This is a genomic window from Allocoleopsis sp., assembly GCF_036703385.1.
Taxonomy (GTDB): domain Bacteria; phylum Cyanobacteriota; class Cyanobacteriia; order Cyanobacteriales; family Coleofasciculaceae; genus Allocoleopsis.
Map to the genome: position 1 here is coordinate 1 of NZ_DATNPA010000556.1, position 15026 is coordinate 15026.

The 15026-nt window shown below is 46.8% G+C and carries 18 protein-coding genes; 8 read left to right on the forward strand and 10 right to left on the reverse strand.

Annotated elements, in window-relative coordinates; genetic code table 11:
* Both V6C93_RS27075 and V6C93_RS27080 read left to right on the forward strand, forming a co-directional pair.
* On the forward strand, window positions 1-591 hold a 591-nt coding region (locus V6C93_RS27075), incomplete at its 5' end, for a hypothetical protein (RefSeq protein WP_333479776.1).
* Between the two features lie 12 nt (window positions 592-603).
* A complete protein-coding gene (locus V6C93_RS27080; RefSeq protein ID WP_333479777.1) occupies window positions 604-1062 on the forward strand; it encodes a DUF7689 domain-containing protein in 459 nt (152 codons plus the stop codon).
* Between the two features lie 79 nt (window positions 1063-1141).
* Here V6C93_RS27080 and V6C93_RS27085 read toward each other — a convergent pair whose 3' ends face one another.
* The 6 genes from V6C93_RS27085 to V6C93_RS27110 all read right to left on the reverse strand — a co-directional run bounded on the left by V6C93_RS27085 (window position 1142) and on the right by V6C93_RS27110 (window position 3999).
* Complete coding sequence (locus V6C93_RS27085; protein ID WP_333479779.1) at window positions 1142-1477, reverse strand: XisI protein; 336 nt, start codon at window positions 1475-1477, stop codon at window positions 1142-1144.
* Window positions 1465-1881, reverse strand: coding sequence for an element excision factor XisH family protein (locus V6C93_RS27090; RefSeq protein ID WP_333479780.1), 417 nt, complete (start codon window positions 1879-1881; stop codon window positions 1465-1467). Before V6C93_RS27090 ends, V6C93_RS27085 begins: the two co-directional genes overlap by 13 nt.
* A complete protein-coding gene (locus V6C93_RS27095; protein ID WP_333479781.1) occupies window positions 1869-1994 on the reverse strand; it encodes a hypothetical protein in 126 nt (41 codons plus the stop codon). The genes V6C93_RS27090 and V6C93_RS27095 overlap by 13 nt, the downstream gene beginning before the upstream one ends.
* Before the next feature lie 127 nt (window positions 1995-2121).
* Window positions 2122-2724 (reverse strand): hypothetical protein, encoded by a 603-nt coding sequence (locus V6C93_RS27100; RefSeq protein ID WP_333479782.1) that lies wholly within the window; start codon window positions 2722-2724, stop codon window positions 2122-2124.
* Between the two features lie 211 nt (window positions 2725-2935).
* A complete protein-coding gene (locus V6C93_RS27105) occupies window positions 2936-3589 on the reverse strand; it encodes a DedA family protein (protein ID WP_333479783.1) in 654 nt (217 codons plus the stop codon).
* Between the two features lie 161 nt (window positions 3590-3750).
* Window positions 3751-3999 carry a Ycf34 family protein gene (locus tag V6C93_RS27110; protein ID WP_333479784.1) on the reverse strand — a complete coding sequence of 83 codons (249 nt, stop codon included), beginning with the start codon at window positions 3997-3999 and terminating at the stop codon, window positions 3751-3753.
* A gap of 203 nt (window positions 4000-4202) precedes the next feature.
* Here V6C93_RS27110 and V6C93_RS27115 point away from each other — a divergent pair, with 203 nt between their 5' ends.
* Complete coding sequence (locus V6C93_RS27115) at window positions 4203-5447, forward strand: CCA tRNA nucleotidyltransferase (protein WP_333479785.1); 1245 nt, start codon at window positions 4203-4205, stop codon at window positions 5445-5447.
* A gap of 42 nt (window positions 5448-5489) precedes the next feature.
* Here V6C93_RS27115 and V6C93_RS27120 read toward each other — a convergent pair whose 3' ends face one another.
* Window positions 5490-6566 carry an NAD(P)/FAD-dependent oxidoreductase gene (locus V6C93_RS27120; protein WP_333479786.1) on the reverse strand — a complete coding sequence of 359 codons (1077 nt, stop codon included), beginning with the start codon at window positions 6564-6566 and terminating at the stop codon, window positions 5490-5492.
* A 73-nt stretch (window positions 6567-6639) separates the two neighbouring features.
* On the opposite strand from V6C93_RS27120, the gene V6C93_RS27125 reads away from it, so the two are divergent.
* From V6C93_RS27125 to V6C93_RS27145, 5 genes are all read left to right on the forward strand, one after another.
* A complete protein-coding gene (locus tag V6C93_RS27125) occupies window positions 6640-7482 on the forward strand; it encodes a YaaW family protein (protein ID WP_333479787.1) in 843 nt (280 codons plus the stop codon).
* 76 nt (window positions 7483-7558) lie between these two features.
* Window positions 7559-8965 carry an O-antigen ligase family protein gene (locus V6C93_RS27130; RefSeq protein WP_333479788.1) on the forward strand — a complete coding sequence of 469 codons (1407 nt, stop codon included), beginning with the start codon at window positions 7559-7561 and terminating at the stop codon, window positions 8963-8965.
* A gap of 174 nt (window positions 8966-9139) precedes the next feature.
* Window positions 9140-11368, forward strand: coding sequence for a GspE/PulE family protein (locus tag V6C93_RS27135; RefSeq protein ID WP_333479789.1), 2229 nt, complete (start codon window positions 9140-9142; stop codon window positions 11366-11368).
* A 206-nt stretch (window positions 11369-11574) separates the two neighbouring features.
* Window positions 11575-12213 carry a J domain-containing protein gene (locus tag V6C93_RS27140; protein ID WP_333479790.1) on the forward strand — a complete coding sequence of 213 codons (639 nt, stop codon included), beginning with the start codon at window positions 11575-11577 and terminating at the stop codon, window positions 12211-12213.
* Window positions 12214-12296: 83 nt separating this feature from the next.
* Entirely contained in the window at window positions 12297-12569 is a 273-nt protein-coding gene (locus V6C93_RS27145) for a DUF3143 domain-containing protein (RefSeq protein ID WP_333479791.1), read from the forward strand.
* Window positions 12570-12700: 131 nt separating this feature from the next.
* Here V6C93_RS27145 and V6C93_RS27150 read toward each other — a convergent pair whose 3' ends face one another.
* The 3 genes from V6C93_RS27150 to V6C93_RS27160 form a co-directional block, all read right to left on the reverse strand.
* On the reverse strand, window positions 12701-13450 hold the full coding sequence (locus tag V6C93_RS27150) for an isoprenyl transferase (RefSeq protein WP_333479792.1): 750 nt from the start codon (window positions 13448-13450) through the stop codon (window positions 12701-12703).
* Complete coding sequence (gene cdaA, locus V6C93_RS27155; protein WP_333479793.1) at window positions 13447-14370, reverse strand: diadenylate cyclase CdaA; 924 nt, start codon at window positions 14368-14370, stop codon at window positions 13447-13449. Before cdaA ends, V6C93_RS27150 begins: the two co-directional genes overlap by 4 nt.
* A 203-nt stretch (window positions 14371-14573) precedes the next feature.
* On the reverse strand, window positions 14574-15026 hold a 453-nt coding region (locus V6C93_RS27160), incomplete at its 5' end, for a diaminopimelate decarboxylase family protein (protein ID WP_414644287.1).

Below are 15026 nucleotides of genomic sequence, written 5' to 3' on the forward strand. Positions count from 1 at the left end.
AACCGACTAAAGCAGGGTCATGATACCTGGGAGTCCATTGAAAAAGACCTGATGGCTCTCATCCAGGGAAATGCTAACTTAAACCAAGCGTTTCAAGAGATTAGACGCCAACTGGATGAAATGGATGATGAAGAACTTCTCGACCTAATGCCTAGTGAAACTAAACAAAAAGTAACATCCGATACTAACGGTGTTGTAACCTATGATTCTGTAGCATCCGCTAGTAAAGGAGTTACAGAGTTAGGTATACTTGAACAACTTCTCGTGCAACTTAGAGGTGAGATTAGTCTGAGGAAGGCAGACCCTCAGTTAGCATTTGAGACACTTGCTTCAGAGTGGAAAGAGCAAGTTGGTGGCTCCTCATTTGTTGTAGAAAAAACAAATCATCCTGCTTATCAAAAAATTATAGAAATGGGGTCAGTAGTAGTTCCTTTTCTACTTCGAGAACTTGAACAAAAACCTACTCATTGGTTCGAGGCACTAAAAGCGATTACAGGTGCAAATCCCGTTCAACCCGAACAACGCGGAAGAACAAAGCAAATGGCTCAAGCTTGGCTCCAGTGGGGTAGAGAACAAGGATACAACTGGTAAGGTAGGGATTGAGTGTCTAGAGTAGATTCCTGGCTTAGGACTTATTGTCCCAACATTTCTCCTGACCAATATCAAATCACAAGCCCTGAGACATCAGATTATAACTGCATCGGTTGGGGTGCCGAAGAAGACGATCGCTGGTGGGATCCGACAGACCCAGATCAGTATTGGCCTGATCAAGTACCGAGAGAGTTAACAATAGCAGCTTTTATTCAAGCTTACGCAACTATGGGTTATATATCTTGTGACAGTGTTGAATTTGAGCCTGGATTTCAAAAACTAGCAATATATGCCAGAGATGATGGTCAGCCAGATGGCGGACAGCCAACTCATGTAGCGAGACAGTTACCTAATGGCAGATGGACTAGCAAATTAGGCGAGTTGGAAGATATAGAACATGAACTTGATGGACTGAGAGGCTTTTATTATGGAACAGTAGCACAGATATTAAAACGACCTGCCAGCGAATAAAATTTGTTGCAATTATCTAGGAATGTTTGGCGGCGTGGGAATTTGCCGACAAAACTCCCCCAGTGCAGAGGAGCGATCGCTACGCAACAGCATATCCTGTATACTGCCTCACATCCGGTGGATGAAACCCCAAAACGATTTTATCTTTAGGAATTCCCGCAGCAACCAGTTCGTTCGTCACACCATCTTCAGTATCATCTCGCTGCACCCAAACCTTGCCATCAATAATATCAAGATGAACAAGGCATCCATGAACACGCCTCGCTGCATCCCAACCCAGAGTAACTAATAAATAGCTATCGGCTACTTCATCAAAAACTGCCTTACAAGTAAGTTCTCCATGAGCGTATGGAATTTTAGTGTAGGGTTCAAGAACGCTCTTGATAATTTTTCGATAATTCTCTAAGGTATCCATTGCACAATTACCTCGTTTTGAGCTTCAAATACGATTAGGTTGAGATTCTCATCAGCAATCAAGAGTTGACCAACTGGTTCTTCAAAAAGAGAGTTAAACGTTATGTCGCGAACTGCCAGATATAAAGTCCGTTCTGGATCTGTTTTACGCATAACAGCTCGGTAAAGAACAAACTGACCAACTGCATTTTTAAGGTCTTCCATTTCGGAAGTACCAACAAAGCTCTTAATCTCTACGGCAATTTTTCGTTCTTCCCGTTCTGCTGCCAAGAGTTGCCGTGCGCCAAGATCAACATACATATCCTTTTTGCCCCATCGCAGATGAAACGGATCATGCGAGATTGTCCAACCATCTTTGACGAGTGCATTCTTCATCGCATTGTGATAGATGTCTAGGGCAGGCATAGGCAAACAATGTTCTCTTCTCTGGCAAGTGCTGAAATTAAGAACTGCATAGCTTGTAACTTATCAGCATCGGATAGTTTTTGCCGAGTTGGCAGTAATTCTGTCACAGACATAGCACAGACATTTAAGAGCTAATTTCAATTATAGAGATAGCCCAAATCTCAACCTTCCAGCCAGCGATCGCATAACTCAAACAGACCAAAACGCGATCGCTTCTTGGCTGAACCTGGGCAAGTGCACCTATCCTTCCTGTACCATCCACACCAGCATTCCCAAAATTTGCTCAACTGGAGGAAGTGGGTAATCTGTGAGATCGACTGTTACGGTTCGTCCTTGCAATTGGAGAAATCTCCAGGCAGTTCCACTGCTGATACTGCCGTAGATAGTAGCAATGGGCTGACCGTTTGCTTCATTAAACTTTTGAGCTGCCACCATTTCAGCAATGCACTGCCCAATCCCGATATTCAAATCCGCCTTTTTTGCCTCAACAATCACCACTGCCGGAGCTTCAATCTCTAACTGCTCCGGTGAACGAGTAATCAAGAAATCGCATACTCCATCGAGTCCAGAGGCGGGTTCGACAGTAAACTCTGCACCAGAGAACAGGCTAACTTGGCGTTGCAGAATCTTTCGCACCTCAACGAGGACAGGACTGATAATCAATTCAGAGCGTGCTTTTTCGCTGCCAGTAGCGATCGCCAGTGGTAAAGTTTCTTCCAAAAAGGCAGCAAGGGTGATACTGGGTGCAATGGGGTTTATCTCCGGCAGAAATCGCTTACCCTCAATGGTGTTCAGACCGAAGGCTTGTTTCACCTTGCGGAGGGTGAACTCACTGTAAGACATTGCAATTCCCCTCTGAGTGTCTATAACCTCAATCTTCGCTCAATTGGGGAGTTTAAGTTGATGGTTGAGTAGAGCAGTGAGCCGCTTACATCCTCTCCAGTGCGATCGCTCTAATAAAAGTGGATGAAAATTGAAAGCGATCGCTAGACTCAAACAGACTAAGACGCGATCGCACTCTAATTAACCTAAACCTATTAGCCGATTCTCACTCTTACTCTCCTGGTGCTGGAGGCTGATCGCTAACCGATGATTGTTTCAGCTTTCGTGACTCTAACCATCCGGGCACCACAAACCAAGCAACCACCAGGATAAGAGCAACGATCGCAAATTTAGCGACCCAAGATATTAATTGTTCTAGGGGTATAATCCGTCCGAGAAAGAAGGATAAAGTCACCATCACCGATGCCCAAACGGTAGCACCCGCTAAATTGAACAACATGAATTGCGGAAAGGGCATTTCCACAATCCCTGCCATTGGGCTAGCTAAAATCCGCAAAAATGCCACAAATCTGCCGAAAAATACAGCTCTGCCTGCATTTTCTCCAAACTCCCTTTTCACTTCCATCAGTTGCGCTTCACTGATGCGAAACAAGCGCCCCGCTCGTTGCAATAAAGTCCATCCGCCCAGTTTACCAATCCAATAACCAACGCTGCTGCCCAACACAGCACCGATGCTTGCCGTACCCAGCACCAGCCAATAATCGAGTTCTCCACTACCTGCCAGGAAACCTCCTACGATGGTAATCGTTTCCCCTGGGATGGGAATTCCTAAGCTTTCCAGGGCGATTCCTAAAAAGACTGCCCAGTAGCCATAGTGCTTTGCAATTTCCTGGATTGTCTCCAGTGACAGAAACTCAAAAGACATCCAGCTTAGCCTTTACAAATGTTCATCACTTTTCTCATCTTGACGCGCTCCCTGGATTTGTGTCAATGAAGCAGGGTGCATTAGGGGCATACAATTCTGAGCGATCGCCACTTGGTGGCTTTGGCTCACCGTAACACACCCTATACATTCCGTAATCCTCTTTAAGTAGGTACCAGCTCACCCGGACGCAGCTTAGCCCATTTCCCGGTTTCCTGTTTAAAGCTCAAGCACCCCACTACATCCCATTCCATCTCCACATAATCTTGACGGGGACGGATATTGACATTAATCGTAGGTTCTGTCGCTTCAAAATCGGGGGTTTCTGTCAAGTGCGGCACCTCATGCTGAGTTTCCACAGCATGATAGGTAGTGCAGCGGTCTACATAGTGGCAGTTAACGCAAATACACATTGCACAAACTCCAAGTCCTTTTTGCCACTGTAGCTCAGGCAAGACCTCTGTTCACCAGCATTTGGATTGATTTTTATTACTTGTGAAGAAGTTTTTCGCTATGAATTGCACTTTGAAAGGGGAGGGGAATTCTTTCTCCCCCTTCCCTTGTAGGGAAGGGGGTTGGGGGGTTAGGTTTTTATTAGTGAATCGGTATTCTCAACATGGCTTCCTCTGTCCTCTCTCCCGAAACTTGGCCTTTTAGCCAAGAATGGCTCCCGCCAGAGGCTTGCTTAGTCGGCGGTGCAGTGCGGGATGCCTTACTCGGAAGGCGGGGTGAATACCTAGACTTAGACTTTGTTTTACCCACTGACGCTGTACAGACAGCGCGAAAGCTGGCTCAGCACTACAAGGCTGGATTTGTAGTACTCGATCCCGATCGCCAGATTGCTAGAGTGGTATTCGACCAAGCAACCGTTGATTTGGCTCAGCAAGAAGGTGATAGCCTGGAAACTGACTTGCGACGGCGGGACTTTACAATAAATGCGATCGCCTACAATCCCCATACCCAAGAACTCATCGACCCACTCCAAGGTTATGCCGATTTGCAACAGGGTATCATCCGGATGGTATCTGCCAAAAATCTCCAAGATGACCCCTTGCGGCTACTACGAGCCTATCGGCAAGCCGCCCAGCTCGATTTTAAGATAGAACCAGCCACTCAGTCAGCCATTCGCCAGCTAGCGCCCTTACTCCAGAAGATAGCCGCAGAACGGGTACAGGTAGAATTAGGTTATTTACTGAAATCCCCCCAAGGGACTACCTGCCTAAGAGCAGCATGGGAGGGTCAGTTGCTACAAGGGTGGTTTCCCGATGCAACGGCTCAAGGCTTAGCACAAGTCGTAGGCGTTGACTTGGCAGCTATGACTTTAAAAGAATGTTGGCCGACACTGGGGCTAGAACTTCGAGCCTCAGTTGGCGGCAAGTCAGCCTCTTTGGTGAGTCTGGCGAAGTTGTCGTGTTTGCTGTCATCAGTGCCAAAAGCCGCTGAGGAACAGTTATTGAATTTAAAGTATAGTCGCGCTGAGGTTCGCATAGGGATTACCCTGGTCAAAGATTTGTCCCAACTTTTATCTCACGCCACTTCCCCAATGTCTATCAAGGAGCAGTATTTTTTCTTTCAGGAGGTTGGAGCAGTCTTTCCGGCTTTGGCAGTTCTGGCTGTGGCGTCTGGAATCCCTGTGGAGCAGGTTACACCTCTGATTAAGCGATATCTTACCCCTGACGATCCGGTGGCTCACCCGACTCAACTGGTAACGGGCAAAGATTTGATGCGATCGCTTGACCTTCCAGCAGGGCGGCAAATTGGTCAACTGCTCACGGCTATCGGGGTTGCACGCGCCGAGGGGCGAATTTCCACAGCAACACAAGCCTTAGAATTAGCAACTCAGATCATGGACAATGTTTAAGCTATGAAGGATGAAGTATAGAAGAAATTTAAGATTTTAATACTAGAGGGTATTCCAAAAATCTTCTCTGGGGAGCGATCGCTGTTGCAATTGTTGATTAATTTGGGCAGCGGCGGCTAATCCAGAGTTCAAGGCACTGTCTATTCGTTTGCCTCCGCACCAATCGCCACAACAAACGAGGGGTAAGGGTGTTGTAGCACCAAGGTAGTCCTGATTTAAGGGAGACTTGGGAAAGGCATAACGCCAACGATGGACTTGAAACCAATCTGGAGCATCGAGCCAGGGAGTGAGCAACTGTGCGGCACGGGATAATAGCTGCTGTCCTGCTGGCTTTAAATCTTCTGCATTAAGGTATTGTTGGGCAAACTCAGCGGTACTTTGTAAAACAAAAATCGGCATCTGAGGATTGGATCGCTTGCTACTATCTAAGCCAATCCAGGCTAGATCAGAATCATTGGATACAGTACAAGCTAAAGGGAAGTCTTGAATGGCTGCTTGTGGATAACCTGCGATCGCACTCAAGCAAGGCTCAAACTCGACAGAACTTAGGCAAGCTAAAAATTCCGGTGACAGACCTTTTGTTGCTAGAGGTTCAAGTAGCATGAAAGCTTGAGGGGCTGGTATGGCAACAACAACGGCTCTAGCCCTGATTTCGTGAGGTATCTCAGATGAGTCGAAGGTGAGAAGCCAACTTTGTTCTTCTATGGGTGTTATGGCTTGTACTCGCTGATTCAACTCAATGTCTAAACCTGTAGCCAGAAATTTGGCAACGGCTGTGATTCCGGTAGGCACTGCGTAACATGTAAGGTGTGAGGGGTGAGGCAGATCTTCGCCCGCTGACTCCGGTTTAGGTGGTTTGAGTTCGTATAAAGTATCAGTCCATGTTTGGAGGATACCGCGCTGTAGTAGGAGATCAATTAGCTGCGGGACTAACTTACCTTGCGCTTCCAGGTAGCGTACTCCATGATCGACATAGGTATCATAGAGGCGTCGTGTTGCTAAACGTCCCCCGACACCGCGAGACTTTTCCACGACAACCAGATGATATCCAGCTTGGTGTAGCTGTTGGGCACAGGTAAGTCCTGCAATTCCGGCACCAATAATGACGACATCAAACACGACGAAGGCTCTCCTTTGGTATACAAGTAGAATAATTGACAAGAAGAGAACTGGGGTTTTGGAGGGAAGGACGTTGGATGAGCTAAGAAGCGCCTTAGAGTTAGCGACTGAAGAAGAGTTAGTTCAACTGACTGACATTCTGTTCCGTCGTAAGTTTAATCCCCTCGATTATGTTCAGACACCTGATCCGATTGAGCTGCAAAGCCGCGATCGCGAAGCTTGGTTAGATGCCATAGAGGATCGATTTCGCTTTTTGGCGGCAGATGGCATGACGGTACTCAGAGGACGCAGCCACGAATTTACCTACCGACAAGCACTGATTCAAGTTTGTCATTATCTGAAGATTCCTTACTCTAAAAAGCTGACAACGACGGATATAGAGGCAGAAATATTTCTGAACTTAATGGGTCGAGCCTGGAAAAAGTTACCCGCCTCAGAGAAGAAATCACTCACCGTGCGAGTGCAGCGATCGCTGGCTCAGTCCAACTTTTCTGAGCCATTACCTGTACACTTACAGCACAACCCGATGAGTTTACTCGTCAAAGGTGGCAGTGCCTTAGCTGTGAGTTCAATTATTAAGCCGTTCCTGTTGCAACAGATGGCACGTCAGCTTGCCCTTCATTTTGCTAAATATCAAGTTGCCAAAGAAGCTGTTGTTCGTGGCAGTGCGGTAGCGGCAGCTCAGGTGGAAAACTACCTGGTGCTACAAACGGCACGGAGGGGAATAGCGCTCAATGCCGCTCGTTATGGAGCGACTCGGAGTGTATTTGCATTGCTTGGGCCGGTACTCTGGGGCTATTTCTTTGCTGACTTAGGCTGGCGTGCGATCGCAACAAATTATAGTCGCATTATCCCCACCATCTTTGCCCTGGCACAAATTCGTCTGACTCGTGCCGAATGTTGGGAACCAGCTTAATCAGACGAACGACTCAGCACTCAACACCCAACTTTTTTAAAATACGGGCGCACTCCAGTTTTAGTGAGGATGAGGCGTGAAGAGTCGATTCAAAATTCAAGAGGCGTTTGAGCATTTTTCTCAAACCCTAAAATCGCTTGTATGTCGGCATCCTGAACCCCGTTTGCAGGCAACGTGGAATGTGATGCAACTGGGGCTGCTCTTATATCCTTGGATGCCAACGGTTGGGATAGTCGGATTGCTCCTGGCTGTGGCAGGGAGTTGGAAGCAAGAATACCGCGCCATTGTTCGACGCCCTTTGAATTGGGGATTGGCAATTTTGAGTGGCTGGCTGGTAATTACCTGTTTCTTTGCCAGTAAACGCGCAGAAGCCTTTTTGGGTTTAGCCAATTTCTTACCCTATTTTCTGCTTTTTGCGGCCTACAGTAGGTTAATTCAGTATCCCTCTCAACTGCGGCAGTTAGCAAAGATTTTTGTTATTGGTTCATTGCCCGTTGTATTTATCGGTTTTGGGCAGTTGTTTTGGGGATGGGCGGGTAAAGAGCCGTTGCAAATTGTGTTCGGTTGGATACTCGAAGCGAAGGGTAATCCCCCTGGACGGATGGCTTCGGTATTCATGTACGCCAATATCCTTGCCGCTTATCTCCAAATGGCGTTTATTTTGGCGGTAGGGCTTTGGATTGAGGTGTTTCAAGCTGGGCGAAAGCGCTGGAATAAATTCCAAGTCGGTCAGCTGTTGTTTTTGAGTGTAGCGGTCATTGGGAATGCGATCGCTCTGATTCTGACCAATTCTCGCAATGCTTGGGCGATCGCTGTTTTGGCTTGCCTTGCCTTTGGACTTTACCTAGGTTGGCGTTGGATCGTGCTAGCTGTCACAACTGCTGCGGGTACTATTCTGTGGGCGTCATTTGGCCCTGAGTTTGGGCGTCAATGGCTGCGTAGCACGATTGTCCCTGCTTTCTTCTGGGCACGACTAACTGACCAATTGTATCCCAATCGCCCGCTTGCTCTGATGCGGAAAACCCAGTGGCAGTTTGCCTGGAATATGACTCAGGAGCGTCCTTGGATGGGTTGGGGACTCCGGAATTTTACACCCCTCTACGAAGCTAAAATGCACCTTTGGCTGGGTCATCCCCACAATTTACTACTCATGTTGATGGCTGAAACAGGTATTCCTGCAACGCTGCTATTCTGTGGCTTAATTGGCTGGGTTTTGACTCAAGCTGTCTTACTTTTAAGAATTTGGTCAGATATTGAATCGCTGGAAGATAGAGCCTCCTGGCTTCAAGGCAAATTAATCTTTTTCACTTATCTAGTGGCATTCGGTGGCTGTACTCTATTTAACTTGGTAGATGTAACCCTGTTTGATTTACGAGTAAATACACTGGGCTGGCTGCTTTTATCAGCAATTTGTGGCGTAGTTTATCAATATCAAGGGATTTTGACTTCCCAACGACTTAAGAAAGCCATTCATCGCGATTAAGCTACTCTTGATGGCGGCTTGGGTTTAATTATAGATTTTTGTTCTTTAATAATTGTTGATTGACATTACAGTTAGTTATTTAACATTGCCATAATTGTATAAATCCCTGGCATTTCTACTGCGCATTCGGGGAAGACGATAGAGATTAAACATCTACACAATTAATCTGCTGCCATGTCTGTACCGAGTTATTTTTCTGCTGTCGCAAAAATATTGATTCAGTCAGGCTATATTAATGTCAAACAAATGCAGCGAGTATTTGCTCAATTCCAGGGAGTAGGAAAATCACTCGCACAAGGAGGTTTCTCCTTAATAGAAGTTCTCGAATCTATCACTGGGCAACCGCTACCAGAGCATTTACGACAGCATTTATGGAATAACTTGTCTTGTACTTCTGCCTCCTTTATTGAAAAATTAATACGGTCGGGTTATGTTACCCATGACCAGATGCAGCAAGCCTTGGAAGAAGTGCGTAGATCAGGACAGTTATTACCAGAAATTCTGAAATTGATAACAGGTCGTCCGTTTCCAGCTGAATTTCTGCATCAAGCTAAACAGCAGCAGTTATTTGAACTCAAAGTCCTGTATGGTGTGAAATCTTGCGATCTAGAACTAATAAAAAATGATTATCACCAAGTGCGTGAATTTATCGACAGGCTGATTTCTATCGACATCTGCCGTCGCTATCACTTAGTGCCGATATCAAAGACTAAAACCCAAGCACCATCACTTTTGGTGGCAATGGTAGACCCCAATAACCTAGATGCTGAAGACGATATTAACCGTATCTTGCGACCTCAAGGAATTGCGCTAGAACGAATGGTCATTACTCAAGAGGACTATCAAAATATTATTGCCAAATATCTAGATGAAAAATTGGCACGTCAAAAACAGCTAGAAATAGAACAGGCTGTAGACGTACAACAGGACTTGGAGAATATATCCAGTATTGACACCTTGCCGAATGCACCGGATGAAGTCGAAGAGCTCGATTGGAATGGAGCAGAAGATGCTCCTGTAATCAATCTGGTCAATAAAATTCTAGCTAAGGCGCTGCAAGAAGGAGTTTCTGATATCCACATCGAACCCCAAGAAGACCATTTACGCATCCGATTTCGCAAAGATGGGGTGATGCGTCAAGCGTTCAATCTCTTACCGAAGAAAGTCATTCCCGCTGTTTCGGCTCGCTTTAAAATTATGGCGGAGCTGGACATTACAGAACGACGACTGCCCCAAAACGGGAAAATTCGGCGAATATACCAAGGTCGCAAAGCAGATTTTCGAGTGAGTACTTTACCCAGCCGCTTTGGCGAGACAATTGTGCTGCGAATCTTGGATTACGAGGAAACCCCCATAAGTTTAGACAGGTTGATCATTAACCACGAGACACTGCACTTAGTCAAGAAAATGGCAAAACGTCCCTTTGGACTCATCTTGGTAACAGGATCAACTGGCTCGGGAAAAATAACAACCTTATACTCAATTCTGAGAGAACAGAATGATATTGGGATCAATATCTGTACGGTGGAAGACTTAATTGAGTATACCCTTCCAGGAACCACTCAGGTGCAAGCGCGGCAAGAAAAGGGTATGGATTTTGCCTCGATTCTCCTGGCACTTATGCAACAAGACCCGGACGTGATTATGGTAAGTGAGATACGGGACAAAGAAACAGCCAAAATAGCGCTGGAAGCGTCTCTCACAGGACATTTCATGTTAGCCGCCTTACATGCAAATGATACTACTGATGCGATCGCTCGCCTGTCCAGAATAGGTGTTGAACTCTATATGATTGCTAATGGGCTGATTGGAGTCATTTCTCAGCGTTTGTTACGGCAAATTTGTGTAAAGTGTCGCATCCCTTATCATGCTAGCGTTACTGAACTTGCCAGATTTGGTTGGTCAACTTCCGGTGAAGGTGAAGGAGAAGTAACCCTATATAAAGCCAATACACTGCAACCTGAAGAAATTCAGGAAGCTAGAAGTACAGGGACACTCTGCCAAAGGTGTAATGGCATTGGCTACAAAGGACGAGTTGCCGCGTATGAGGTGATGTGTATCAGCGAACAACTCCAAACATTAATTAACGAAGGAGCCTCAACCGAGCAGCTTAGACAAGCTGCTGTGAATGAAGGGATGAAGACCTTACTATCCTATAGCCTAGAGCTAGTACGAGAGGGCTACACAACGTTAGCTGAAGTGGAACGGGTAGTATATACAGATTCTGGTCTAGAACTAGAACTGAAGGCGAAACGCCAGAGTACTCTAACCCCTCGTTCTTCTCCCAATACAGATGTGAAAAACGCGTCTACTAATCCCTTGCTGAGGTTGCAACAGCTTGAGAAACAACTTGAGGCACTCACTCATCAGTTTCAACAACTGAAACAAGAGCTTGGGAATTGATGGGGAGAAGAGTCAAGGACTCCGCCAGCAGATTAGGGCAATTGTCGGGTGTTTTGATCGCAGTTCCAGATCGCCACCAAGTCTAGTGCGATACCCAACCACAGCGATGGCGTAGCCGTGGGATTCAATCACACGATCGCACTGCTTCCTACGCTTCGCTTAAAATAATGAGAAACATGTTGTAATCTCTGCCGGGTAAAACTGCCGTGGCGCAAGATCGGGTCAGACAAAAACTCAGGAATGGTGTAACACAAAATCCAAATTATTATCTCCTAATGGGGTTACACCCTAGTGCATCACCCATAGAAATCCGGCGTGCCTATCGGGAACTCAGCAAGCGCTATCACCCCGATACCACTGACTTACCGACTGACACGGCAACTCAAAAGTTTCAACAACTCAATGAAGCGTATGCCACTCTCAGCAATCCAGAGCGGCGAGTAGCGTATGATCAAACCATTGGCTACTCACGCCTCAATGTCATTCAGGCACCTGCAAACTTAAACATACCCGTTTCTCAAAAGCGACCAACCTACTCATCCTCAGCCTATCTCGACCCAACTGACCGCCCTCTCTCGGCGGGTGAGATTTTTGCTCTGTTTATTCTGGGTTTAACCTTTGTGGGTTGCATTCTGCTAGCGATCGCGATCGGGTTAACTAGAGGAGATTCCGCTTTTCACCAAGTCTCTCAGACGACGCGTAATGACTTGCCAACTCAAGGACAGCCGAGTCCTCAACCGCTGAAGACACCTGCCACCCTTGAATCCCTGTCTCTCCTAGAAAAGCCCTTGGTAACTACTAAAGCTCCTATAATTCCTGAATCCCTGCCAGCTGACAAGTTCTAAGCTTGAGCCAATCGCAACCTGTCTTTCAGGCACACACCTACTGTCCCGACATAACTTAAAATAATCCAAATTTTATTATGACTATGGCTCTTCCGTCAGCTGACACCCCTTTATACAACCATCCCCTCCCAGAAATTGAGAAGTGGCTGAAAGCACAGGGATGTGAACAAGACCGCGATGATTTACACTGCTGGCACGTTGAGCGACTCAATTGGAAAGCTGAACTGTGCTTGGAGATTGAGGAGTTAACTGTGCGCTATTTAAATGCAGGTGAAGGGGGACGAGATATTCAGCGCTCCTTCAAGTACTCCCTCAGCCGTGAGGATGTAGAAGCGGCTGTTTTCTCCGGCCCGTAAGGGTTGAAGGTTTAAGGTTGGCAAGTTGAAGGTTAGTAACTGGTCTAGTTGACAAGTTCCAGATTGGCAAATTGAAGGTTAGCAGCTTTATGCTTAACTTTTAACCTTCAACCTCCAACCCTCAACCCTTCTTAAACCTTCCCAAAGCGGCGATCTCGCTTTTGATAGGCAGACAACGCCCGATGAAACTCTGCCCGACTAAAATCAGGCCAGAAGGCTTCTGTAATATAGATTTCGGCATACGCCATTTGCCATAGCAGAAAGTTGCTCAAACGCAGCTCTCCGCTCGTGCGAATTAGCAAATCTGGGTCACCCAAATTAGCTGTATAGCGGTGTTGTGAAAACAGTTCCTCGTCAATCTCATCCGCTTGGATGTGACCTTGCTCCACCTTGGTGGCGATTGCACGGCAAGCTTGCAAAATTTCTTGGCGTCCCCCGTAGTTTGCAGCAATAGTAAACAGAATGCCGCCATTATGCTCTGTTGCCACTGTTGCCCGGTCAATTTGCGACTGGAGCGATCGCGGTAGAACCGCTAAATTTCCCACAAACTGAATCCGCACATTTTCCCGAACCATCTCTTCGAGCTCGCGAATCAGCACCCGCTCAAACAACATCATCAGGAAATCCACTTCCTCATGCGGACGCTTCCAGTTTTCTGTGGAAAACGCATACGCGGTGAGGGCTTTGACTCCCCAATCATGGCAACAGCGCACTAACTCCTTGAGGGCATCGACTCCCTGCCGATGACCCTCAATCCGAGGCAACCCTCGACGTTTGGCCCAGCGACCATTTCCATCCATAATGACCGCCACATGCTGGGGCAGACGGTCAGGAGCGAGATCACTTGGTAACTTTTGTAATATAGTATGCTTAGCAGTCATTTCTTCTCTTGGGAACTTGATGACGGAAGACGGAGGACACGCGAAACTACTTCCTTCCCTTGAGACTTAATTCGACGACCAATACTGCGTAACCCTGGGGCAACAGCCTCGCGATCAACAGCGGTCGAAAATCGAGCCTCTAGCAATTCTTTCAATTTACTGCTCGTTAAGGGTCGGTTTAGTTTTCCTCTTTCCGCCAAAGAAATTGAACCCGTCTCTTCAGATACAACTATACAGAGGCAATTTTCAGCACGCTCGGTAATTCCCATCGCGGCTCGATGGCGTGTACCTAACTGCCGCGAGGCTGTACGTTCAGACAGCGGAAGAATTACACCAGCGGCGGCGACACGGGAACCGCGAATCAGCACCGCTCCATCATGCAACAAAGTTGATGTTTGGAAAATCGTTTGCAGCAGTTCTTTTGAAACTTCAGCATTGAGCTGAACGCCGGGTACAGATACATCCCGCTCATCAATCGGACCATTCGTTTCCATAATCATGAGAGCACCGATCCGATTTTGGGATAATTCTTTAACGGCGTCCACAATTTCATCGATCACACTGTCGGGTTTGGGGATTGGGCGTCGTTTCTCTTGAAACAATTGCACAATTTCTCCCCGCCCTACCTGTTCCAGAAATCGACGAAACTCTGACTGAAAAATCACAGCCATTGCTACAGCCGATCCAACCACCAACTTTTCTAACACAAAACTCAGCAGCGTCAAGCCTAAACGATTACTTAACGCTGCCGCTAGCATCAGAACAATCAACCCTCGAACCATCCACAACGTTCGGCGCTCCCCAATGATGAGGAGCACCATATAGGTGAGCGCCAGAACCAATCCAACATCGATGCTATGAAGCAACACGGACTGAGCCCAGCTAGGGTCAGGAAAAGAACCCGACGACGAGGGGGCCATTGAAATTCTATAAACGATTAGCTATGGGATGCTTAACTCTGGCTTGATTTTAACGGGAGAAAGCCGCTTGTTGTTAGCAAGAGAGCGATTAGCCTTTGGAAACTATCTTCTGATCCCTCTAAGATTTTTGCCTTAGCCATGCGTTAATTTGGCTTGATTCGGCTGTTTACCGAAACCCACTTGACTAGTTATATAACTAGAAGCTAATTGTTCATCGGGATGAGCCGTTCTGGTAAACGATCCTGCCGAATTAAATCCTGGTAAGTCTCCCGCTTCAAAATCAGGTTAGCTTCTCCCTGATTAACCAATACAGCTGCCGGTCGCGGCAACCGATTGTAATTGGATGCCATGCTGTAATTGTATGCACCTGTGCCCATAACCACCAAGATATCGCCAGTCTCAATTTTCGGTAGAGGGGCTTCTTTAATCAGAATATCTCCTGATTCGCAGTGTTTACCGGCGATCGTGACGGTTTCTGTTGCGGGAGCCGACATCCGGTTAGCAACAACGGCGCGATACAAAGACTGGTAGGTAATGGGGCGCGGATTATCGGACATACCACCATCGACTGTGATATAAGTTCGGAGCTCGGGAATTACCTTACGACTCCCCACCGTATAAGCTGTAACACAGGCTGAACCAATGAGCGATCGCCC